The 22,385-nt window shown below is 63.6% G+C and carries 21 protein-coding genes and 1 pseudogene; 12 read left to right on the plus strand and 10 right to left on the minus strand.

Annotation, left to right across the window (positions count from 1 at the left end; genetic code table 11):
• Window positions 1-56 precede the first annotated feature (56 nt).
• Both AIOL_RS18515 and AIOL_RS18520 read right to left on the minus strand, forming a co-directional pair.
• Window positions 57-536: a protein tyrosine phosphatase family protein gene (locus AIOL_RS18515; protein ID WP_200898768.1), complete on the minus strand. Its 480-nt coding sequence runs from the start codon at window positions 534-536 to the stop codon at window positions 57-59.
• A gap of 336 nt (window positions 537-872) precedes the next feature.
• Window positions 873-1,694 (minus strand): ABC transporter permease, encoded by an 822-nt coding sequence (locus tag AIOL_RS18520; protein ID WP_049644345.1) that lies wholly within the window; start codon window positions 1,692-1,694, stop codon window positions 873-875.
• Window positions 1,695-1,863: 169 nt separating this feature from the next.
• Between AIOL_RS18520 and cysQ the strand changes: the two genes are divergently transcribed.
• The 9 genes and pseudogenes from cysQ (at window position 1,864) to AIOL_RS18565 (ending at window position 12,158) form a co-directional block, all read left to right on the plus strand.
• The gene (cysQ, locus tag AIOL_RS18525; RefSeq protein ID WP_394298940.1) at window positions 1,864-2,613 is read left to right on the plus strand and encodes a 3'(2'),5'-bisphosphate nucleotidase CysQ; all 750 of its coding nucleotides are present in this window, start codon (window positions 1,864-1,866) and stop codon (window positions 2,611-2,613) included.
• Window positions 2,613-3,413: a 3-deoxy-manno-octulosonate cytidylyltransferase gene (locus AIOL_RS18530; protein ID WP_049644346.1), complete on the plus strand. Its 801-nt coding sequence runs from the start codon at window positions 2,613-2,615 to the stop codon at window positions 3,411-3,413. The genes cysQ and AIOL_RS18530 overlap by 1 nt, the downstream gene beginning before the upstream one ends.
• The gene (locus AIOL_RS18535) at window positions 3,410-4,645 is read left to right on the plus strand and encodes a glycosyltransferase family 2 protein (RefSeq protein ID WP_049644347.1); all 1,236 of its coding nucleotides are present in this window, start codon (window positions 3,410-3,412) and stop codon (window positions 4,643-4,645) included. Before AIOL_RS18530 ends, AIOL_RS18535 begins: the two co-directional genes overlap by 4 nt.
• A gap of 120 nt (window positions 4,646-4,765) precedes the next feature.
• Window positions 4,766-5,662: a UTP--glucose-1-phosphate uridylyltransferase GalU gene (gene galU, locus AIOL_RS18540; protein ID WP_049644348.1), complete on the plus strand. Its 897-nt coding sequence runs from the start codon at window positions 4,766-4,768 to the stop codon at window positions 5,660-5,662.
• A 24-nt stretch (window positions 5,663-5,686) separates the two neighbouring features.
• Window positions 5,687-6,670, plus strand: a complete 984-nt coding sequence (galE, locus tag AIOL_RS18545) for a UDP-glucose 4-epimerase GalE (protein WP_049644349.1) — start codon at window positions 5,687-5,689, stop codon at window positions 6,668-6,670.
• A 99-nt stretch (window positions 6,671-6,769) separates the two neighbouring features.
• Window positions 6,770-7,969, plus strand: a complete 1,200-nt coding sequence (locus tag AIOL_RS18550) for a glycosyltransferase family 4 protein (protein WP_049644350.1) — start codon at window positions 6,770-6,772, stop codon at window positions 7,967-7,969.
• Between the two features lie 124 nt (window positions 7,970-8,093).
• Window positions 8,094-9,024: pseudogene (locus AIOL_RS18555) on the plus strand (glycosyltransferase family 2 protein).
• A gap of 17 nt (window positions 9,025-9,041) precedes the next feature.
• Window positions 9,042-10,724 (plus strand): DUF5927 domain-containing protein, encoded by a 1,683-nt coding sequence (locus AIOL_RS18560; protein ID WP_049645537.1) that lies wholly within the window; start codon window positions 9,042-9,044, stop codon window positions 10,722-10,724.
• A gap of 6 nt (window positions 10,725-10,730) precedes the next feature.
• Window positions 10,731-12,158: a sulfotransferase family 2 domain-containing protein gene (locus AIOL_RS18565; RefSeq protein WP_049644351.1), complete on the plus strand. Its 1,428-nt coding sequence runs from the start codon at window positions 10,731-10,733 to the stop codon at window positions 12,156-12,158.
• Window positions 12,159-12,183: 25 nt separating this feature from the next.
• Here the strand turns inward: AIOL_RS18565 and AIOL_RS18570 are convergent, their stop codons facing one another.
• The 8 genes from AIOL_RS18570 to AIOL_RS18605 all read right to left on the minus strand — a co-directional run bounded on the left by AIOL_RS18570 (window position 12,184) and on the right by AIOL_RS18605 (window position 18,336).
• Complete coding sequence (locus AIOL_RS18570; RefSeq protein ID WP_049644352.1) at window positions 12,184-12,648, minus strand: PTS sugar transporter subunit IIA; 465 nt, start codon at window positions 12,646-12,648, stop codon at window positions 12,184-12,186.
• 57 nt (window positions 12,649-12,705) lie between these two features.
• Window positions 12,706-13,275: a ribosome hibernation-promoting factor, HPF/YfiA family gene (hpf, locus tag AIOL_RS18575; RefSeq protein WP_049644353.1), complete on the minus strand. Its 570-nt coding sequence runs from the start codon at window positions 13,273-13,275 to the stop codon at window positions 12,706-12,708.
• Window positions 13,276-13,522: 247 nt separating this feature from the next.
• Complete coding sequence (gene lptB / locus AIOL_RS18580) at window positions 13,523-14,284, minus strand: LPS export ABC transporter ATP-binding protein (protein ID WP_049644354.1); 762 nt, start codon at window positions 14,282-14,284, stop codon at window positions 13,523-13,525.
• A 14-nt stretch (window positions 14,285-14,298) separates the two neighbouring features.
• Complete coding sequence (locus AIOL_RS18585) at window positions 14,299-14,802, minus strand: LptA/OstA family protein (RefSeq protein ID WP_049644355.1); 504 nt, start codon at window positions 14,800-14,802, stop codon at window positions 14,299-14,301.
• 9 nt (window positions 14,803-14,811) lie between these two features.
• Complete coding sequence (locus AIOL_RS18590) at window positions 14,812-15,420, minus strand: hypothetical protein (RefSeq protein ID WP_049644356.1); 609 nt, start codon at window positions 15,418-15,420, stop codon at window positions 14,812-14,814.
• A 145-nt stretch (window positions 15,421-15,565) separates the two neighbouring features.
• A complete protein-coding gene (locus tag AIOL_RS18595; RefSeq protein WP_049644357.1) occupies window positions 15,566-16,594 on the minus strand; it encodes an extracellular solute-binding protein in 1,029 nt (342 codons plus the stop codon).
• 18 nt (window positions 16,595-16,612) lie between these two features.
• Window positions 16,613-17,419, minus strand: coding sequence for an ABC transporter permease (locus AIOL_RS18600; protein ID WP_049644358.1), 807 nt, complete (start codon window positions 17,417-17,419; stop codon window positions 16,613-16,615).
• The gene (locus tag AIOL_RS18605) at window positions 17,416-18,336 is read right to left on the minus strand and encodes an ABC transporter permease (protein WP_049644359.1); all 921 of its coding nucleotides are present in this window, start codon (window positions 18,334-18,336) and stop codon (window positions 17,416-17,418) included. The genes AIOL_RS18600 and AIOL_RS18605 overlap by 4 nt, the downstream gene beginning before the upstream one ends.
• Window positions 18,337-18,552: 216 nt before the next feature.
• Here AIOL_RS18605 and AIOL_RS18610 point away from each other — a divergent pair, with 216 nt between their 5' ends.
• From AIOL_RS18610 to AIOL_RS25600, 3 genes are read left to right on the plus strand one after another with little or no spacing between them, the layout of a single operon-like run.
• Window positions 18,553-20,094, plus strand: coding sequence for a 4-hydroxyphenylacetate 3-hydroxylase family protein (locus tag AIOL_RS18610; protein WP_049644360.1), 1,542 nt, complete (start codon window positions 18,553-18,555; stop codon window positions 20,092-20,094).
• Window positions 20,091-21,224: an aromatic ring-hydroxylating oxygenase subunit alpha gene (locus AIOL_RS18615; protein WP_049644361.1), complete on the plus strand. Its 1,134-nt coding sequence runs from the start codon at window positions 20,091-20,093 to the stop codon at window positions 21,222-21,224. The genes AIOL_RS18610 and AIOL_RS18615 overlap by 4 nt, the downstream gene beginning before the upstream one ends.
• The gene (locus AIOL_RS25600) at window positions 21,221-22,384 is read left to right on the plus strand and encodes a LysR substrate-binding domain-containing protein (protein WP_200898769.1); all 1,164 of its coding nucleotides are present in this window, start codon (window positions 21,221-21,223) and stop codon (window positions 22,382-22,384) included. The genes AIOL_RS18615 and AIOL_RS25600 overlap by 4 nt, the downstream gene beginning before the upstream one ends.
• Window position 22,385: the final 1 nt, after the last annotated feature.

The following is a 22,385-nucleotide window of genomic DNA, read 5'->3' on the forward strand; positions in this document are numbered from 1 at the left end:
CCCGCAAAGAGGACGTTGGTCCGTTCCCCGGCTTCCTAGTTTCGCCGAAGGCCGGCTTAGTAATCCTCGCCCGCGTATCGGTTGGGCAGGTTTAGAGACTGTTCGTCGCCGATGAACGCCGCCCAGACCCCGCCGGGGCGCCAGATGCCATCCATCCGCGCGAAGGCCTCGTCCGCATCCCCGCCGCGGCCCTCCTTGGCGTAGCGATAGAAGAAGGCCGAGACCCGCGCGTTGTAGATGCAATGCACGTGGATCACCTTTCCGTCGAGCCGGTCCATCTCGGCGCAGAAGGCATCGAAATCGTCCTGCGTCGGCGCGTCGAACTCCACCGGGATGTAGACATAGTCCAGGCCCAGCGCCGCCAGGCTGCCCGCCTCGTCCGGCAGGGCGCCCTTGTTGTGATGCGGGCCGAGGTTCATCACATGGCTGACGCCCAGCGGCTTTAGCGCGGCCAGCTGCGCCTCGGATGGCTGCCCGGACAGCGTGATCTTGTCGCTCACGCGCCGAAAGTTCAGAATTTCCGTGGGATCGCCCATAACATGCTCCTGCTTTTCAAAATGACTTGAACGCAGCATAGCAATCGCCCGCTTTGGGGGCGGTCCCAAAGCGACGTCTCAATGGCTCTATGTGTCGTGCACCGAGGGTGGGTTGGCGGCGCCGCCAAGTCTCCGCGAGGGCCGGTTGGCCCCCAGAATAGGCTCGGGCTGGTTTTGCCCCATCGCTAAGCCCGCCCCTGCACCCAATGAGGGGGTGGTCTATGGGGCCGGATGGTCGTTGAGTTGAGCGCTCGGGGCGAAGTTATGCCGCCCGGCGGTTACGATCTGGTAACCAATGCGCGCGGTGGTCAGCGCCCCAGGACCAGCCCGCGCAGCCTACTTGCCCGCCGACCAGCTGATCGAGACCTGCCGCCTGGTGTAGAACTCGCCCATCATCCCGATCGCGATCAGCGCAAACGACAGATATAGCGGATACGACACCGAGCTGAAATGCGGGTTGTAGTTGATGAACGAGAAGCCCCGCGCCTGGTCGATGCAATGAAACAGCGGATTCCAGTCGAACATCGCGATCATCGAGCTTGGCAGCGTGTTCGCCACGAACATCTTGCCCGAGGCGAACATGTTTGCCCGCGTGTAGACCTGCTGCGCGATCCCAACGAACCCCGGCGCCCAGGGCTTGGCCGCCAAGAACACCGTGCCCACCGCCACGCCCGAGAACCACGCCAGCAGCACCATCCCGAAGGCATAGATCGGCTGGTAAACCTCTAGCCGCGCGAACCCCACGTGGTACACAAACAGGATCACCATCAGGGCCAGCACCTGGATGTAGAGCGTGCTGAGCGCCGAGGAAATGATCGCAATCGTGGTGTTCATCGGCGCGTGCAGCATCATCGGCGAGGCCGGGCCCTCTGCCCCGGTGACCGCGCTTACCGACTTGTTATGCGTCAGAAACAGGAAGATCCCAGACATGATGTAAAGCAGGAAGTCGCCGCGGATCGCCATCCCGCGCAGGCCCAGCACCGTGAACATCACGTAGAACACGACCACCAGGATCGCCGTCTGCGCGATGCTGACCAGCAGGCCGACGACGGCGTTGCCATGGCTCTGCCGGACGTTGCGCACGATCGCATGATAGATCAGCTCCAGCAGCGAGATGGCCGACTGAAACGTCGTTGTATGCGTGCGTTGCTGAAACATAAATTGGTTCGCGATTCTGCCTCGGGCCCGCCCCTATACTATATGCAGGGAATTCTTGCCGTTCGTTTAACATGAAAGCATAAGGGTTCCGAGGCTGTTTATCAATCAACAGGCCTGGAATGCAGGCTAACGGAGGCAAGTGGTGGATTTTGTACAACTAGAGGCTGTAATGCGGCGCCTGGCGCTGGAGGCCGGCGCGCTGATCATGGAGATCTACGGGCGCGAGGATTTCGAGGTGAAATCCAAGTCCGACGAGAGCCCGGTCACCATCGCGGACGAGACCGCCGACGCGCATATCTCGGCCGGGCTGCGCGCCGCCTTCCCGGATGTGACGCTGGTCACCGAGGAGCAGTCCGCCAGCCATTCCGCCCAGGCCGAGACCTTCCTGATCGTCGACCCTTTGGACGGCACCAAGGAGTTCATCAAGCGCCGCGGCGAGTTCACCGTCAACATAGCCTATGTCGAGAACGGCGTGCCTGTGCGCGGGGTGGTCTATGCCCCCGCCAAGGAGCGGCTGTTCTACACCCGCGCCGATGGTGTCTCGGTCGAGGAAATCGACGGCGCCCAGCGCGATATGCGCGTCACCACCCCCGACAACGGCGCGCTGATGGTCGTGGCCTCCAAGAGCCACCGCGACCAGGCCACCGACGACTACATCAACAAATACGCCGTCAAGGACATGACCAGCGCGGGCTCGTCGCTGAAGTTCTGCCTGGTCGCGGCGGGCGAGGCCGACATCTACCCCCGCCTGGGCCGCACCATGGAATGGGACACCGCCGCGGGCGACGCCGTGCTGCGGGGCGCGGGCGGCAAGATGGTGCGCTTTGACGACCACGAGACCTTCCAATACGGCAAGCCGGGATACGAGAACACGTTCTTCATCGCCTACGCGCCCGGCGTAGAGCTTAAGGCGGGTTAGTGTCTGTACTTGTCGTAATCCCCGCGCGCTACGCCTCCTCTCGCTACCTTGGCAAGCCGCTGGTGGAGCTGCGCGGGGCGACCGGCCAGGCCAAGAGCCTGATCCAGCGCACCTGGGAGGTCGCCCAGCAGGTCGCGGGCGCGGATCGCGTCGTGGTCGCCACCGATGACGACAGGATCGCCTCTGCCTCGGAGGCGTTCGGCGCCGAGGTGGTCATGACCTCGTCAGAGGCGCGCAACGGCACCGAGCGCTGCGCCGAGGCGCTCGACGCGCTGGGCGGCGGCTATGACATCGTGGTCAACCTGCAGGGCGACGCGCCCCTGACCCCGCCCTGGTTCATCGAGGACCTTGTGGCGGGCCTGCAGAATGCGGCCACCGCAGAGGTCGCCACCCCGGTGCTGCGCTGCGACGGCGCGGCGCTGAACGGCTTCCTGGGGGACCGCCGCGCGGGGCGCGTGGGCGGCACCACGGCGGTGTTCGGGGCGGACAACCAGGCGCTCTACTTCTCCAAGGAGGTGATCCCCTACACCCCTGGCACCTACGCGGACGCGGATGAAACGCCGGTCTTCCACCACGTCGGCGTCTATGCCTACCGCCCGTCGGCGCTGGCCGCCTATCCGCGCTGGCCGGTCGGTCCGCTGGAGACGCTGGAAGGCCTGGAACAGCTTCGGTTTCTAGAGCAGGCCCGCCCGGTTCTTTGCGTCGAGGTCGAGGGCAAGGGGCGCGCCTTCTGGGAGCTTAACAACCCCGAGGACCTGCCCCGGATCGAGACTATTCTGGCGGAACTCGGCACGCCATGACCGAAATCCCCATCAGCGTTGTCATCGTCAGCCGGGATCGCCCGGCGTCGCTGCAACGCTGCCTGGAGGGGATAGAGCAGCTCTTTTATGGCCAATTCGAGGTCGTCATCGTCGCGGACCGCGCCGGATGTGACGCCGTGCGCGACATGGGGCTGGGCGAGGCCGTAAGCCTGATCGAATTCAACGAGGCCAATATCTCTGCGGCGCGCAATCTTGGCATCGCGCAGGCCGCGGGAGAGGTCGTTGCCTTCATTGACGACGATTCGGTGCCCGAGCCGACTTGGCTCAACCACCTGTCTGCCCCATTCGCGAATCACGAGGTCGTGGCCGCTGGTGGTTACGTGCGCGGGCGCAACGGTATCTCGTTTCAGTCCCGCGCCAATTGGGTGGACACGACCGGCCGCGAAACGGCGATTGCGGCGGAGGGCGCCCATGTGGTGCTGACCGGAGCCCCGGGCAAGGCCGTGAAGACCGAGGGCACCAATTGCGCTTTCCGGCGCGGCGTCCTGGCGAAGATCGGCGGTTTTGACCCGAATTTTAGGTTCTTTCTGGACGAAACGGATGTGAATATGCGCCTGGCGAAGGACCACCACAAAACCGCGGTGGTGCCCCTTGCGCAGGTGCATCACGGCTTTCACGCGTCCCGGTATCGCGCCGCCGACCGCACGCCTAGAAGCCTGACCGAAATCGGCGCCAGCCAAGCCGTTTTTCTGCGCAAGCATGCTCTGCCTGACATGCGAGACGGCGCCATGGATGCTTTCCGGCAAGAGCAGCGCGCCCGGCTGGTCCGCAATATGGTCGCCGGGGCCTGCGAACCGCGGGACGTCTCGGGGTTGATGGCCGGGCTAGAGAGCGGCATCCAGGATGGGCTGGCGCGCAGTCTTGAGCCGCCCACCGCGATCCCCGAGCGAACACGCCCATTTAAGGTCTTTCAGAGCCGAGTTCCTTACGGAGACCCCTTGATCATGACCGGGCACCGCTTAGCCGCAGGCCGTTTGCGGGCCGAGGCCCGCGCCGCCGCTGCCCAGGGACGGCGGGTCACGCTGTTTCTCTTCGGCTCCACGGCGCTTTATCACCGGGCGAGCTTTCAACACGGGTTTTGGGAGCAAATCGGCGGTTTGTTCGGCAAGTCGGACCGCAATGACAAGATTTTTAAGCCCTGGCGACGTAAGTCACGGGTCGCACGGGAAAAAAAGCTTCTTGCGGACATTCGCATCACATGTTCATCTTGACGTCGAAGCGCGATAGGCACATTAGCGGATTAACATCAGAAAGCTGATGCAATTTGCCTATCGACTGTGGCAAAGTCGCGCTGTGGTGGTAAGTAAAGCAAAAATATGTAGGGTGTGAGCATGGCACGTAAAGTTACAAAAGCCGTTTTTCCTGTTGCTGGTTTGGGGACCCGTTTTCTTCCCGCTACAAAGTCGATCCCGAAAGAAATCATGACCTTGGTGGACCGTCCGCTGATCCAGTATGCGATCGACGAGGCGCGGGCCGCGGGAATCAAAGAGTTCATCTTTGTGACCTCGCGCGGCAAGGGCGCGCTTGAGGACTACTTTGACACCGCCCCCGAGCTTGAGACCGCCCTGCGCAAGAAAGGCAAGGACACCCTTCTGGAGGAGCTGAAAAGCACCAACATGGACAGCGGCGCCATCGCCTATGTCCGCCAGAACAAGCCGCTGGGCCTGGGCCACGCCGTATGGTGCGCGCGCCGCCTGATCGCCCCGAACGAGCCCTTCGCCGTGATCCTGCCTGACGACGTCATCGCGGCAGAGAAGCCCTGCTTGCAGCAGATGGTCGAAGCCTATGAGGAAACCGGAGGCTGCATGGTCGCGTCGATGGAGGTCCCGCCAGAGCAGGCCTCGCTTTATGGCGTTCTCGACATCCGCGACGATATGGGCGCCATGGTCTCGGTCAACGGCATGGTGGAGAAACCCGCCGCCGGAACCGAGCCGTCGAACCTGGCGGTGATCGGCCGATACATCCTGACGCCCAAGGTCTTGCAGTCGCTCAACAAGCTCAAGAGCGGCTCTGGCGGAGAGATCCAGCTCACCGACGCCATTGCGCATGAGATCGAAGAAGAGCGTCCCGTCTATGGCTACCGCTTCCGTGGGCAGCGCTTTGACTGCGGCTCTAAAGCGGGCTTCTTGCAGGCCACGGTCGCCTTCGGCATGGCCCGCGAGGACTTGCAGGACGAATTCGGCGACTACCTTCGCTCGATGACGGCAACCCAGCTTGCCGCGCAATAGCGCGCCGCATCTCAGGAGAGGGATATGCCGAACGTTCTGGTGACCGGCGGCGCCGGTTATATCGGGTCGCATGCCTGTAAGGTTCTGAAGGCAGCGGGCTACACGCCGGTCACGTTCGACAACCTCTCGACCGGGTGGTCAGACGCGGTGAAGTTCGGACCCTTCGCGCAGGGTGACTTGCTGAGCCGTGCCGATCTGGACCGCGCCTTCGCCGAGCACCAGCCCGCCGCCGTGATGCATTTCGCCGCCTTCAGCCAGGTCGGCGAGGCGATGCGCGACCCCGGCAAATACTGGCGCAACAACGTTTTGGGATCGCTGAACCTCATCGAGGCCGCGGTGGACCATGGCTGCCTGAACTTCGTGTTCTCCTCGACCTGCGCCACCTATGGCGAGCAGGACGGCGTGACCCTGGACGAAAGCTGCCCCCAGGCGCCGCTGAACGCCTATGGCGCCAGCAAGCGCGCCATCGAGGACATGCTGGTCGATTTCGAGGCGAGTTCGGGTCTGAAATCGGTGATCTTCCGCTACTTCAACGTGGCGGGCGCGGACCCCGACAGCGAGGTCGGCGAATTCCACCAGCCCGAGACCCATCTGGTGCCGCTGATCCTGGACGCCATTGACGGCAAGCGCGACGGGCTGACCGTTTTCGGCGACGATTACGACACGCCGGACGGCACCTGCATCCGCGACTACGTGCATGTCATGGACCTGGTCGACGCCCATGTGCAGGGCCTGAAATGGCTGGAGGCCGACAAGGGCAGCCGCGTGTTCAACCTGGGTACCGGGCACGGGTTCTCGGTGCACGAGGTCATCGACCAAAGCCGCGTCGTCACCAACCGCGAGGTGCCGTTCCAGATCGGACCGCGCCGCGCCGGGGATTGCACCCGGCTGGTGTCGGGCTCGACCCGCGCCGCCGAGGAGCTGGGCTGGCAGCCCAAGCGCTCCACCATGGCGCAGATGGTCACCGACGCCTGGCGCTGGCATCAAAACGGGCATTACGAGAAATAGTGCTGTTTTCGCCGCGCTTCGCGCGTCGACCCGCTGGGGGGCTTTGCCCCCCAGACCCCCCACCGTATTTATGGCCAAGAAGAAGGCAGAAGGTGTGGTGTGCCAAAACAAGCGCGGTGCCTTGACATAACCCGGCTGATCTCGCGCGTTGGGCGTGGGGTTCTGACCGGCGTGGACCGGGTGGAGCTGGCCTATCTGCGGTTCTTCGTGGCGCATGGCGCGCCGATCTTTGGGCTTGCTCGGACCTCTTTGGGATATGTTCTGCTGGACCGGGACGGGCTTGAGGCCGTGCTGCATCGGATCGAGGGGCGCGCGGCATGGGGCGCGGCGGATTGGCTGGGGCGACTGAGACGCCTGCCTGCCGCCAAGGCCCGGGCCGAGGCCGACCTAAGGCGGCTGGCCGCGGATCGATGCAGGCGCGCCCGCCTGGGTGACATGCTGGCGCGCGCCGTGCCGCCGGGCACCCGCTACCTCAATGTCGGGCATTCCAACCTGAGCGACAGGAGCCTTTCGGGCTGGAACAGGGTCGAAAACGCCCAAGTAAGCGTGCTTGTGCATGACATGATCCCGCTGGATTTCCCCGAGTATCAGCGCGCGGGCACCGTCGCGCGTTTCGAGCAGAGGATGCGCGCCGTGGCCGCCCATGCCGACCGGGTGATCTGCATCTCTGCAGACACAGAGCGACGGGTGAGGCACTGGTTCGGGCAATGGGGCCGTGAGGTGCCCACCCATGTGGCCCATATCGGCGTCGAGATCCCCGAGCCGGGCGAGATGCCCGCCCTCGAGGGCCTGAACAGACCCTATTTCGTCACGATCGGCACGATCGAGCCCCGCAAAAACCACGCGCTGCTGCTGGACATCTGGCAGGATCTCGGCGCGCAGGCGCCGGCGCTGGTTGTCGCGGGCCCGCGCGGCTGGGAGAACGCAGAGGTCTTTCGCCGCTTGGACGCCAACCCCGCCAACGTCATTGAGGCGAACGGTCTGGACGACGGGGCCCTGGCGGCGCTGATCCAAAACGCGGCGGGGCTGCTTTTTCCGACGCTTGCAGAGGGGTTCGGCCTGCCTCCGGCGGAGGCGCTTGGGCTGGGGACCCCGGTGATCTGTTCAGATTTGCCGGTCTTGCGTGAAATATTGGGGGATATGCCCATTTACGCAAATACCAACAACATGTATTTATGGAAACAATCCATCCTACAATTGCTGGGGCAGGATGACAGGGCAGACACATCTAAAAGGAGTAAGCCGCAGGCATTGCCGACATGGGACGCGCATTTCAACCGCGTCTTAAAGGTATCCTGATAACTGCGTTGGCTGACAACGGTTTGCGGCTCTATTGGGGAAGAGTTTGGGCGCGATACGGTCATACAGGCTTAGGCTTCAGCGCAAGCGCTGGCGCATTCGCGCGTTTCGGAAGCGCCGGGAAATGGTTGCGGCAAGCGACCGGACGGGTCGCATTCGCCCTGACGACATCCTGGCCTTCGCCACGCTGCGGAACGAAAAGATCCGCCTGGAATACTACCTGCGCTACTACCGCCAGATGGGGGTTAACCATTTCCTGATCGTGGACAATGGTTCGGATGATGGCTCGCTGGAGTACCTGTCCGAGCAGGATGACGTCTCTGTCTGGACCACAGAGGCCAGCTATAAGCGGGCGCGGTTCGGTGTGGATTGGCTGAACTGGCTGCAATCGAAATACGGGCACGGGCATTGGAACCTGGTGGTCGATGTCGACGAGTTCCTGATCTACCCGTTCTGCGACACCCGCCCGCTGCGCGCGTTGACCGACTGGCTGGACGCGTCCTCGATCAAGTCCTTCAGCGCGATGCTTTTGGACATGTACCCCAAGGGGCCGATTGACGCCTTCCCCTACCGAGAGGGCCAGGACCCGTTCGAGATCGCCAACTGGTTCGACAGCGGCAACTACGCGGTCACCAAGAACAAGAAGTTCGGCAACCTATGGATCCAGGGCGGGCCCCGGGCGCGGGTGTTCTTCCCCGACAACCCCGCGCGCGCCGGCGCTCAACAAGATCCCCTTGGTCAAATGGGACCGCTCTTACGCCTATGTCAGCTCGACCCATATGGTTCTGCCGCGCGGGCTGAACCAGGTCTATGACGAGTGGGGCGGCGAGAAAGCCTCGGGCTGCCTGCTGCACGCCAAGTTCCTGGACACGTTCGGCACCAAGGCCGCGGAAGAGCTTGAGCGCCGCCAGCACTACGCCGCCAGCCACGAATACCGGGCCTATAACCGGCGCCTGAAGGACAACCCCGATCTGTGGTGCAAATGGTCCGAGAAATACATCAACTGGCGCCAGCTTGAAATCCTCGGGCTGATGTCCAAGGGGAACTGGGCGTGAGCGGCTTCGGCGTTGTGATGCTGGTGCATGACGCGCTGCACCGCGCCGCGCGGGTCGCCCGGCACTGGTCCAAGAACGGCTGCCCCGTGGTGATCCATGTCGACCGGCGGGTGCCCGGCAAGGCGCATAGCGACTTCGTCAAAAGCTTTCGCGATCTCGACAACATCCGCTTTTGCAAGCGGCACCGCTGCGAATGGGGCACGTGGAGCCTTGTGGCCGCCTCGCAAAGCGCCTCGACCATGATGCTGGACGCGTTCCCAGACGTGCGGCACGTGTATCTCGCCTCGGGGTCCTGCCTACCGCTGCGCCCCGTCAGCGAGCTGCGCGACTATCTTGAAGACCGGCCGATGACGAATTTCATCGAGTCCGTGACGACTGAGGACGTGCCCTGGACGGTTGGCGGGCTCGATTCCGAGCGCTTTACCTTGCGCTTTCCGTTCTCATGGAAGCGGCAGCGCTATCTTTTCGATCGCTACGTGAGATTGCAGCGCGCCCTGCGCCTGAAACGCAGGGTCCCGGAGGGCCTGGTGCCGCATCTGGGCAGCCAGTGGTGGTGCCTGACGCGGCAGACCCTTTCCGCGATCCTGCACGACCCGGATCGGCGCGCCTATGACGCCTACTTTCGAAGGGTCTGGATCCCGGACGAGAGCTATTATCAGACCCTTGTTAGGCTGCATTCCAGCAATATCGAGAGCCGGTCGCTGACCCTGTCCAAGTTCGACTTCCAGGGCAAGCCGCACATCTTCTACGACGACCACCTGCAGCTCTTGCGGCGCTCGAACTGCTTTGTGGCGCGCAAGATCTGGCCCCACGCGAACCGCCTTTACGAGACCTTCCTGTCCGGTGACATCGACATCATGGGCACGGCAGAGCCCGAACCCGGCAAGATCGACCGGATCTTTGCCAAGGCGGTGGACCGGCGCACCCGGGGCCGCGCCGGGCTGTTCATGCAAAGCCGCTTCCCCAACGAGGGCTGGGAGAACGGCAAGACCTGCGCGCCCTATTCTGTCTTCCAAGGCTTCAGCGACCTCTTTGAGGAGTTCGAAGACTGGCTGGGCCGGATGGTCGGCGCCCGCGTCCATGGCGAGCTGTTCGCCCCCGACCGCGTGGAATTCGCGGGGGAGCAGACGGCGTTCTCTGGCGCGCTGAGCAACAGCCCCCTCCTGCGGGATTACAACCCGCGCAGCTTCCTGACCAATCTGATCTGGAACACGCGCGGCGAGCACCAGTGCTTCCAGCTAAGCCCGCGCGACAACCAAAAGCTAAACCGGTTCCTGTCGGCGGATTCCAACGCCCAGATCTCGGTGATCTCCGGCGCCTGGGCGGTTCCGCTGTTTCATTCCAGTCAAAACTTCACCGAGATCCGCAAAGAGGCGGCGCGCCTGCAAAAGATCGAGGCGCAGTTCCTGGACACGCTGCGCTCGCCGCATACCAAGGCGCGGGTGCGCATCTGGAGCATGGCGGATTTCGTCGAGAGCCCCATGGAGCCCCTGCAGACCGTGATCGACGAGATCGGGCCGCGCTATTCGCGGCGCCTGACCGAGGCGCCCCGGCTGGTCGACCTGAACGGCTTTGGGCAGTTCCTGCAGAACCTCAAGAACCAGGGCATGCACCCGCATCTCATGGGCGACTTCCCCAGCGGCGACGCCGTGCAGGACACCCCGCGCGACCGCCGAAAACCCTACCTTATCAAAAAGTAGACACGGATGACCCGACCCTTCGATTATTTTGTGATCTATGCCGAGATGCGGACCGGGTCGAACTTTCTGGAAGAGAACGTCAACGAATACCCCGGCCTGCAATGCTATGGCGAGGCGTTTAACCCGGTCTTCATGGGCGGCGCCAACAAGACCGAGATGCTGGGCGTCACCCTGCAAGAGCGCGAGGCCGACCCCGAGCGCCTGCTGCAACGCATGCAGGCCGAGACCGAAGGGTTGCCCGGCTTTCGCTTCTTTCACGACCACGACCCGCGCATCCTGGACAAGACCCTGGCCGACCCGCGCTGCGGCAAGATCATCCTGACCCGCAACCCCATCGACAGCTACGTCTCGCGCAAGATCGCCGCCGAGACCGGGCAGTGGCGGCTCAACGACATGAAGAACGCCAAATCCGCGCAGATCACCTTTGATCGCGCCGAGTTCGAGACGCATCTGGACAAGCTGCAGGGCTTTCAGCGCCGGCTGATGCAGGGGCTGCAGACCAGCGGGCAGGCCGCGTTCTACATCGGCTATGACGACATCCGCGACCTGGACGTGCTGGACGGGCTGGCCGCCTATCTGGGCGTCGACCACAAGAAAGAGCGCACCACGCAGCGCACCAAGGTGCAGAACCCCAGCGCGCTGGAGCACAAGGTCGCCAACTTTGAAGAGATGCGCGCCGAGATCGCCCAGATCGACCGCTTTGACCTCACCCGCACCCCGAATTTCGAGCCCCGGCGCGCCCCCGCGATCCCCAGCTATGTCGCCGCCGCCGAGGCGCCGCTGCTTTACCAGCCGATCAAGGCCGGGCCGACCGCCGCGATCGAAGCCTGGCTGACGCAGGTGGATGGCGTGACCGCGGACGCGCTGCGCCGCGGCTTCACGCAAAAGACACTACGGCAGTGGAAGCGCCAGCACCCCGGTCACCGCAGCTTTGCCGTGGTGCGCCACCCGGTGGTGCGCCTGCACGCGGCATTCGTGGCGCATATCCTGGGCCACGGCGATGAGACCTTTGGCGAGATCCGCGAGAACCTGCGCAAGAATTACACGCTGCCGCTGCCCGAGGGCGCGCCGGGCGACGATTTCAGCGCCGACCAGCATCGCGCCGCCTTCCTGGCCTTCGCCACTTTCGTGAAGGGCAATCTGGGTGGGCAGACCGGCATCCGGGTGGACGCGGCCTGGGCCTCGCAGACCGAGGTGCTGGCGGGTTTCGCCCAATTCCAAGTGCCCGATATGGTGCTGCGCGAGCCGGATCTGAAGACGGGGCTAGCGCAGCTGGCCGCGCAGGCCGGTGTCGCGGCGCCAGACTTTGCCCCCGCGCCCGACAAAGGACCCGTGACGCTGGCCGATATCTATGACCGCGAGATCGAGGACGCCGTGCGCAGCGCCTATCAGAAAGACTATATGATGTTTGGTTTCAAGGCGCTGCGGCTTTGACATTGCCGCCGCGCCTCGGGGCGCGCTAGGCGGCCTCTGACGTCGTCGCCTCGGTCAGGACGGCGTGCAACGTCGCCGCGTCCGCCGAACTGCGCAGCTTGGCGCAGACATTCGCATCCCGCAGCGTGCGCGACACCAGGGCCAGGGCCTTGAGGTGCTCGACGCCGGTATCGGGCGGCGCGAACAGGGCGAATACCAGGTCAACCGGCTGGCGGTCCACGCTATCAAAGTCGATGGGCTTTTCCAGGCGCAGGAAGACGCCAATCACGCTCTCAAGGCCCTGCAGGCGCGCATGCGGCAGCGCGATGCCTTTGCCGACGCCGGTGGGACCAAGCGCCTCGCGCTCGAGCAGGGCCTCGACCGCGATGTCGGCCTCTAGATTGTAGGTTGCTGCCGTAAGCTCGCCAACTTCTTGAAGCAGGCGCTTTTTGCTGGAGACCGCGCTGATCGACCGAATGGCCTCAGCGCTCAGAATAGACGAAAGCTCCATTAAGCTCGTTTTCCTCGTTTCGCCGGCGTGGCCACGGGGCGCGGCCGGCGATCTAAATCAATGTCCAGGGTCAATCCAGCCGATGTTGCCATCCTCACGATGGTAGACAACATTCAAGCGGTCATCGCCCTCTTTACGAAACACCAGTACCGGAGCGCCCGCGAGTTCCATCTGCATTACCGCCTCTCCGACCGACAGCGACGGGATCTTAGTCTCCATCTCTGCCACGATCATCGGCTGTAATGTGTCCGGCTCTGGCTCTTGCTCTTCCTTGCGTGCGGCGAGGATATAGGTGCTACCGCCAGAGAGTGCAACCGGGGTCTCGCGCACGCGATGGTGGTCCTTTAGCCGCCTCTTGTAGCGCCGTAGTTGCTTGTCGACTTTCTCGACCGCATTGTCCAAAGCGCTATAGATTTCAGAGTCTTGGCCCCGCGCGTTCACCGTCAAGCCAGTCGATAGATGCACCACAACCTCGCAGGCATACACGTGCCCGTTGCGCGAGTAGGTTGCCGTGACGTCGGTTGGGCGACCTGGGTATTTCTCCAGCGTCGCATCCAGCTGCACGCGCGTTCGCTCCTGCAGTGATTCGCCGATATCTATCTGCTTGCCGGTGATCTGGTAGTGCATCGAGGCTCCTTTCACGAAGACACAAAGAAAATACAGAAATCCCTACAGATCGCCTGCGAATCTGCGTCGCCAGCGGTCATGCCCTGGCGGGATTGATAACGGGTAAAAGCTGGACGGCGCGGGCGCGCCAAGTACTTGCATCAGCATTGCCCCCATTTGGCGGCATCAAGGGGCGTTCTGTCAACAGCTAGGCGCGGGGTTGCGCGGTCACGTCGCGCCACGTTCGCGTGTGACCGGCCCGCGCCGGTCAGGAGATGCGGAACGTCTCGCCCAGGTAAACGCGGCGCACGTTCTCGTCCTCGATCACCTGCTCGGTCGTGCCGCTCATCAGGACCTGGCCGTCATGCAGGATATAGGCGCGGTCCACGATCTCGAGCGTCTCGCGCACATTATGGTCGGTGATCAGAACGCCGATGCCGCGGTTCTTGAGGTCCGCCACCAGCGCGCGGATCTCGCCCACGGCGATCGGGTCCACCCCCGCGAAGGGCTCGTCCAGAAGCAGGTATTTCGGGTCCGCGGCCAGGCAGCGCGCGATCTCGACACGCCGCCGCTCGCCGCCCGAAAGCGACAGGGCCGAGGCGCGCCGCAGGTGGCTGATGGAGAACTCGCTGAGCAGCTCCTCCAGCCGCTCGCGCCGCCGGACCTTGTTGGGCACCGAGATCTCGAGGATCGCAGAGATGTTCTCTTCGACGCTGAGCCCGCGGAAGATCGAGACCTCCTGCGGCAGATAGCCGATGCCCAGCTTGGCGCGGCGATACATCGGCAGGAACGTCGCGTCCTTGCCGTCGATCAGGACCTGCCCGCCCTCGGGGCTGACAAGCCCGGCCACCGCGTAGAAGGTCGTCGTCTTGCCCGAGCCGTTCGGCCCAAGCAGGGCCACGACCTCGCCCCGCCCAAGGTCAAGCGACACGTCGCGGATCACCGTCTTCTTGCGGTAGCTCTTGCGGATGTTGAAGACCCGCAGGCCGGACTGGCTTTGGGTCAGCGTGAGGCGTGGTTCGATTTCCATCTGCGACCGCCCCCCTATTGCAGCACGGTCTTGACGTCGCCTTCCAAGAGGCCGTCGCCGGTGTCGAGATCATAGGTCAGCTGATTGGACGAAATCGCGGTCGCCCCCTGGGTCACCAACACGTCGCCCAGCATCACGATCTTCTCGACTGCCAATGTGTAGACCGCGCGATCCGACTCGGCCGTTTCCTCTGGCGAGGCCAGGGTCACGCCGCCGAACATGCGCACGATCTTGATCTCGTCCTTACCGTTCTCGTCGGGCCCGTACTCGACCACCATACGCGCGCAGGTCATCGTCAGCTCGCCCTGGCGCACCAGCACGTTGCCCTCGAAGACCGCGACGCTTTCCTCCTGGTCGATGGACAGCTCTTCGGATGTGATCTCCATCGGGCTGTCGCTGTTATGGTTCTGCAGCCCCATCGAAACAGCGGTGGTCTGCGCCATGGCGCCCGCCGCGCCGAGCGCCCCAGAAAGAAACAGCCCCAGCACAATCGCCGGAAGGGATTTTGAAAACGTCATACCAGATCCTTATCTTCCTGGCCGATATACCAGCTTTACGTCGCCTTTGAAAACCAACACATAGTGCGAAGCCTCATCATTTTGAGGTTTAAGCTCGAAACTATTTGCAACCAGCTCTCCCAGCCCGCCGGTGACGGTCGTCACGCTGTCAGAGCGCACCGAGGTTCGGTCCAGCCTTACATCTAAGCTCCCGGTCTGCATCTCGAGACCGCTGGTGGTGCGGATGCGCACCCTGTCGCGCAAGCTGGCAAGCCCGGCCGCATAGTCCAGCTGCATGTGATCCGCCTGGATGTCGATCACCTCGCCATTTGGCAGGGCCACCTCGGCATCCACGGTCTCTCCGCTGATCCGATTGGCGTCATCCGGCGCCGGAGAGGCGGATTGCGCGGCCAGCGACACCGAGGCGCCCTCGGAGGTCATGCCGCTATATTTGGGCTTTCCGATCCGCTGCTCGCGCGCGATCTCGTCCACGTCCACATCGGCGAAGGGAAGCTGCTGCGCCGGGTCCACGGTGCGCGCCACCAGGAACAGCGTCGACAACAGCCCCAGCGCGGCGAGCGGCAGCACCACCTTGAGCCACGCCACCAGGCGGGAATAGCTGTTGTCATCGAAAACCATGCGCTCGGACCCGTTCTGGGCTTATTGTTCTGCCTTACTTATATCGGGAACGGGGGTGGCTTCGGCAAGCCCGCAGATGCGCGGCGGCGTGCGATTGCCGATGGGCGGGGTGGATCGCCGAGGGCCCCCGGCGATCCTGAAGCGCTTATTTCTTAAGGTTCGTCCAGATCTGGTCGTAGACCACCTGCACCTCTTCCGAGCAGACCTGCACGAAAACGCCCGGCCCCGCATCGGCGGGCGGGTTGCTTTCGCGCTGGGTGGCCAAGTCGCCCTCGAGCAGATCCGAGACGCCCTCGACCCCCGCCGAATATTGCGCAAAGTTCGTCACCGCGGCGATGTTCTCGGGCTCCAGCAGGAAGTCCATGAACTTGATCGCGCTGTCGCGGTTCGGTGCGTCCTTCAGCAGCACCACGCTGTCCATCCAAACCACGTAGCCCTCTTTCGGGTAGGCGTATTCGATATTCGCGCCCTCGTTGCGCGCCTTGGCGCCAAATCCGTTCCAGATCTGGCTGACCGCGGCATCGCCGCTGACCAGGATGTCCTTGGAGTTGTCCGAGTTGAACGAGGCCCAATGCGCCTTGGCGCCCTGCAGCATGTCGTTGAGCGCCTTGAGCTGCTCGCGATCCGTCGAGCATTGCGGGATGCCGAGATGGATCGAGGCCATCGCCAGAACCTCGCCCTGGCTGTCGAGCATGTTGATCTTGCCGGAAAGCTCCGCAGGCGGGTTGAACAGGATATCGGTCGTGTTGATCTCGCCCTGATAGACGTCGCGGTTCACCGAGAAGCTGGTCGAGCCCCACTGATAGGGGATCGAATGCTTGCGGCCCGGGTCAAAGCTGGGGTCGGCCCAGGCGGCCTGCATGTTGCCCGCATTGGCCAACTCGCCCTCGGCGATCTCGCCCAGCATGCCCCCGCCGATCATGATGTCGACCATGTAGTCGCTGGGCACCGCAACGTCATAGGTCCCCATACCGCCGGCCTTCAGCGCGGCCAGCATCGATTCGTTGCTGTCATAGGTGTCCATGGTGACGTTGATGCCGGTCTCGGCGGTGAACTTTTCCAGCAGGTCCTGCGGGATGTATTCGAACCAGTGATAGATCACCAACTCGCCTTCAGCCATCGCGCCCGTGGCGGAAACCGCGAACGCAGCCGCCGTCGTCATTAGTCGTTTCATTTGTATTCTCCCAGTTGGTTAGTCTGTTTTGTCTGATTTACTCACAAAGTAGCTGAGCGTGACGATCACGATAGAGACCACCAGGAGCATCGTCGAGATCGCCATGATGTTGGGCTTTATGCCCTGCTTGACCGCGCCGAAGATCGCCGTGGGCAGCGTTTCCACCCCCCCGCCCTTCAAGAAATTGGTGATGATGAAGTCGTCCAGCGAGATAATGAACGCCAATAGGAAGCCCGAGATGATCCCCGGCATCATCAGCGGCAAGAGGATCCGCCGGAAGGCCTGCACGCGGGTGGCATAAAGGTCCAACGCGGCCTCCTCGAAGGCCGGGCCGATCCCCTGCATCCGCGCCGCGATGGGCATATAGGCGAAGGGGATGCAAAAGGCCGTATGCGCCAGCAGTATCGTCATATAGCCGCGCGTGAACCCGATGGCCGAGAAGAAGATCAGCGTGGCCACCGCGGTCACGATCTCTGGCACCATCAGCGGCAGGCTGATCAGGCCGAAGCTGAGCGTGCGCAGCCGGTAGCGCCCGCCGCGCACAATCGCCGTGGCCGCCGAGGTCGCGATCGCCGTCGCCACGGTCGCCGCCATGATCGCGATGGTGAAGCTGTTCCAAGCCGCCTTCTTGAACGTGGCCGATTCCGGCCCGGTGAAGACATCGGCGTACCAGCGCAGGCTGAGCCCCTCCCAGATCGTGATCGATTGCGAGGCGTTGAAGGAATAGACCGTCACCACCAGCAGCGGCGCGTAAAGGATCACCAGGCAGAGCGCCGTCAGCGCGCCAAAGCCCGGATAGGCGCGTATGTCGAAGCCCCGCCTCATGCCGAGGACCTTTGCGATTGCCGCGCCGATATCAGCAGGATTACCAGCACCATCGACAGCAGGATCATCGCCGCCGCCGCCCCGAAGGGCCAGTTGCCCGCGCTGCCCTTGAACTGCTCCTCGATCAACGAGCCGATCATGAAATTCTTGGCCCCGCCCAGCAGGTCCGGCGCCAGGAACGCCCCCAGCGAGGGCACGAAGACCAGAATGCAGCCCGCGATCACACCCGGCCGCACCGCGGGCAGGACCACGCGGCGCAGAGTCACCCATTTGGAGGCATAAAGATCGGCGGCGGCCTCGCTGAGGCGGAAGTCAAAGCGCTCCACCGCGGCATAGATCGGCAGCACCATGAAGGGCAGGTAGCTGTAGAACAGCCCGATCTGCACCGCGAGATTGGTGTTGATGATCGTGATCGGCTCGGCGATCACCCCCATCCCGATCAGCGCGTCATTCATCGGGCCGTTGTCGCGCAAGAGGAACTTCATCGACACCGTCCGGATCAGCAGGTTCACCCAATAGGGCACCGTGATCAGGAACACCCAAAGCGGGCGCGACCGTTCCGGTCGCGTTGCTATGAAGAACGCCGTTGGGAAGCCGATTAGCAACGCCAGCAGCGTTGCCGCCCCCGCCTGCCAGATCGAGCGCCAGAAGATCGTGATATAGGTCCACTCGATCGAGCAGGGCTCGTCGCCAAAGAGCCCCCGGTCGCAGAAGAACTGATCATAGGCGGCCAGCGAGAACTCCCAGATCACGCCGCCGCGGAACTCCTTGGTCAGGAAGGAATAGACCAGCATGATCCCGATGGGGGCCAGCACCAGGATGCACAGGACCAGCCAGGACGGCAGCAGCAGCCAGTTTCGCACGCCCGCATAGGTCTCGGCCCGCGCGGCGCCGCCGGTGGTCGCGCCCCCGGCCATTAAAAGCTCTTTCTTGCCACGTCGTTCACGCAGTGCCCCCTAGGATATTCCACGGCAGCTTACGCATTCCAGACCGCAAGGAAAGCTTATGATGTGCAGCAGAGCGGCAAAATTCGAAAAACCCTATCATTGGCTTCGAAAAAGTCTACGCTAAGCCATATGGCCTAGGGATTAGGCACTGGCTAATCTGCGCGCAGCACCCATGGGAGGCCCAACATGATCCGCACCGGCGATCAATACCGCGACAGCATCCGCGGCACGCGCGACGTCTATATGAATGGCGAGAAGGTGACGGACGTCACCGCCCACCCGGCGTTCAAGCCCTTGGTGGATATCCGCGCCCGCATCTACGACATGCAGCACGAGGCCGAGCACGCGCCGGTGATGACCGTGCGCGACGGCGACGAGGTCAACGCCATCGGCAACGCCCTGCCCTACACCCAGGACGACTGGTGGGCCAAGCGCCGCGCCACCGACCACATGATGAACGAGATCGGCGGGGTGGTCACCCGCGTGGGCGACGAGACCGTGGGCGAGATGTGGTCTCTGTTTGACGGCCAAGACGTGCTGAACGAGGTCGATCCGCAGTTTTCGGCCAATATAGAGACGCATATCCATCAGGTGCTGCAGGGCGACCCCTTCCATGTCTCGGCCAATACCGACCCCAAGGGGGATCGGTCGAAGGCGCCGCAGGACCAAGACCCAGACATGCTGTTGCATGTGGTCAAAGAGACCGACGCGGGCATCGTGGTGCGCGGCGCCAAGTACGAGACCGCCGCCGCCTATGCCAATCAGGCTTTCACCAAGCCCACGATTGCGAATTGGGGGAACGAGGCGCTGAGCGATTACGCGGTGGGGTTCATCTGCGATCTGAACTCGCCGGGGATGAAGTTCATCTGCCGCGCCGGTTTTGCGGGCGCGCGCGGCGGCTGCCCGCGCTCGGACGCGCGGGACTATCCGTTGGCGAGCCGGTTCGACGAGGTCGACACGCTGGTGATCTTCGACAACGTGCTGATCCCCTGGGAGAACGTGCTGTTCTACCGCCACACCAAAGCGGCGACGTTCATCCGGGCGACCCTGCATCGGTATTCGGCCTTCGCCTATGTGCAGCGCACCCTGAAACAGGCCGACCAGATGATCGGCACCGCGCTGTTCAACGCCCGCCAGACCGGATTGGACAAGCAGCCCGCCGTGCAGGAAAAGCTGTCGACCCTGGCGGTCTGGCGCGAGGGGATCAACGCGCATCTAACGGCCGCGATTGCGCTGGCCGAGAAGTCCCCCGCGGGGCTTTTAATGCCTAATCAGAGCCTGTTGATGACCGGTCGGGTCCACGCGATCAGCAATCTGCCAGAGATGGTGCATCTGGCGCGCGAGCTCTGCGGCGGGCAGATCTGTGTGACGCCGAACGTCGCCGAGTTCGAGGCCCCGGACACCAAGCCCTGGATGGATAAGTTCTATTCCATCAACGAGGATTGGGTGGCCGAGGATCGCCGCAAGCTCTTGGCTTATGGCCGCGACCTTTTGAACAGTGACTATGCGGGGCACCGGCTGACCTTTCAGCTTTTCGCCCAGTCGCCGCCCTTTGCGCATCTGGCCGCCGTCTACCGCAACTTTGACTTCGACGGGCCGATGGCCTTCGTCAAGGAGGGCGCGAACCTGTCGGACCGCGTCACCGGCGGCAAGGACCTCGCCTTGGGCGATGGTGCTATCAATACGTGGTTTTCAGGCGCTGTAGAGACGAAAGAGGCCGCTGAATGAAGGATTTTGTCGATCCGGTCGAGGCCCTGCGCCAGAACACGGCGGTGCCCTTCGAGCGCGCCAAGGCGATGCCGCCGGAGGTCTACACCACGGATGCGTTCATGCAGGAGGAGCTGCGCCATATCTTCGCGCAGGACTGGTACTGCGTCGGGCGGGCCAGCGCGCTGGCCAAGCCGGGCGACTACACCACGGCGAAGCTCGCCGGCCAGCCAATCCTGGTGATCCGGGCCGAGGACGGGCTGCGCGCGATGTCCAACGTCTGCCTGCATCGCATGTCGACCCTGCTGCATGGGCGCGGCAACACCAAGACCATCGTCTGCCCCTATCACGCCTGGACATATGCCACCGACGGGCGGCTGCGCGGCGCCCCCGCGATGGGGCTGAACGAGGATTTCGACAGGGGCGATTACTGCCTGCCCGCGGTGCGCTGCGAGGAGTGGCTCGGTTGGGTCTTTGTGACGCTGAACCCCGAAGCGCGCCCCGTGGCCGAGGAGCTGTCTGGCGTGGCAAAGCTGGTCAGCGGCTATGACATGACCAACTACACCGAGACCTTCTATGAAGAACATGTCTGGGACACGAATTGGAAGGTCTTGGCCGAGAACTTCATGGAGAGCTACCATCTGCCGGTCTGCCACGCGGCGACGGTGGGGGGGCTTAGCCGCTTGGAGGACATGATCTGCCCGCCCGGGCTGCCCGCATTCAACTACCACACGATCCTAAAGGACGACACGCTGCGCATCGCTTTGGCGCATCCGTCGAATGACCGGTTGCAGGGCGAGGAGCGGCGCACGACTTTCCTCTTGGCGATCTATCCCAGCCTGCTGATCACGCTGACGCCGGGGTATTTCTGGTACCTCTCATTGCATCCTGTGGCGCCGGGCCAAGTGCATATCCGATACGGCGGCGGCATGTCGGATGACTATGCCCAGGATCCCGACGCGCAGCAGAATTTCGTCGATCTCAAGGACCTGCTGGACCGGGTGAATATCGAGGATCGGGGTTGCACAGAGAAGGTTTATGCCGGTTTGTGCTCGGACGCGGCGACGCCTGGGCACCTGAGCCACCTGGAGCGGCCGAACTACGATTTCGCGCAGTATCTGATGCGGCGGATCGAGGCTGGATGCGCATGACGATGGAGCTCCGCGACAAGTTCATCGCGGGCATGAGCCACGCCGCGGCCACGGTGAATGTGATCACCACGGATGGCGCGGCGGGGCGCGCCGGCGTGACGGTGTCAGCGATGTCGTCGGTCTCGGCGGACGGGCCAAAGCCCACCTTGCTGGTCTGCGTGCACCACATGTCGCCCGCCGCTGAGAAGATGATCGAGAACGGCGTATTCTGCGTGAACGTGCTGCGCGACGACCAGAGCTATATCTCGGACAGCTTCGCGGGGCGGTTCAAGGACCAGTTGGCGGATAAGTTCGACTGCGCCGAGTGGGAAGCGATGACCAGCGGCGCACCACGGGTGCGCGATCCTCTGGTGGCGTTTGACTGCACCATACAAGAGGCGCGGCGCATCGGCACCCATCACGTCTTCATCGGCGAGGTGGAGGACGTCTATGTGCATGGGCGCGGCTCGGCCCTGGTTTATGCCAACCGCGGCTATGGCGCGACCGCGCGGATTGAGGGGGCCGAAAGCGTCGCCGCCGGGCAGCGGATTGCCCAGAACAGGCTCTGTGTCGCCTGCTTTCACACGTTCGGGCCGTATATCCTGCCTGCGATGATGCGGCGGATGCGCGACGAGGCGCCGGAGCTGCAGATCGACCTAATCGAGGGCGACCAGCGCCGCGTGCAGGAGAGCCTACTAGCGGGCGAGGCGGATGTGGGCCTGCTCTATGACATCGCTTTGGCGGATGGTTTGGACAAGGTGGTGCTGACCCGGCTGCAGCCCTATGTGCTCTTGGCCGCGGATCACCCGCTGGCCGCGCAAGAGGCGCTACGGCCCGAGGACCTGGCCGAAGAGCAGATGATCCTGCTGCACGCCCCGCCCAGCCGGGACTACTTCCTTGGCATCATGCGCGAGGCGGGGGTCGAGCCCCGCGTGGTCTACCGCACCTCGAACCTCGAGATGGTGCGCGGCATGGTCGGGCAGGGCCTGGGCTATTCGATCCTGGCGACGCGCCCCGCCGCGCAGGTCGCCTATGATGGCGCCGCCCTGGTGGAGCGCCCGCTTTTGGCCGAAACAGAGCCGTCCCGCGTGGTGCTGGCCACCCGGACGGGCCTGCCGCCCTCCCGCGCCGCCGAACAGTTCATCTGGTTCTGCCGCGATTACTTCGACCTTCACCACTGAG

It is taken from the genome of Candidatus Rhodobacter oscarellae, assembly GCF_001078595.1.
GTDB lineage: Bacteria > Pseudomonadota > Alphaproteobacteria > Rhodobacterales > Rhodobacteraceae > Rhodobacter_B > Rhodobacter_B oscarellae.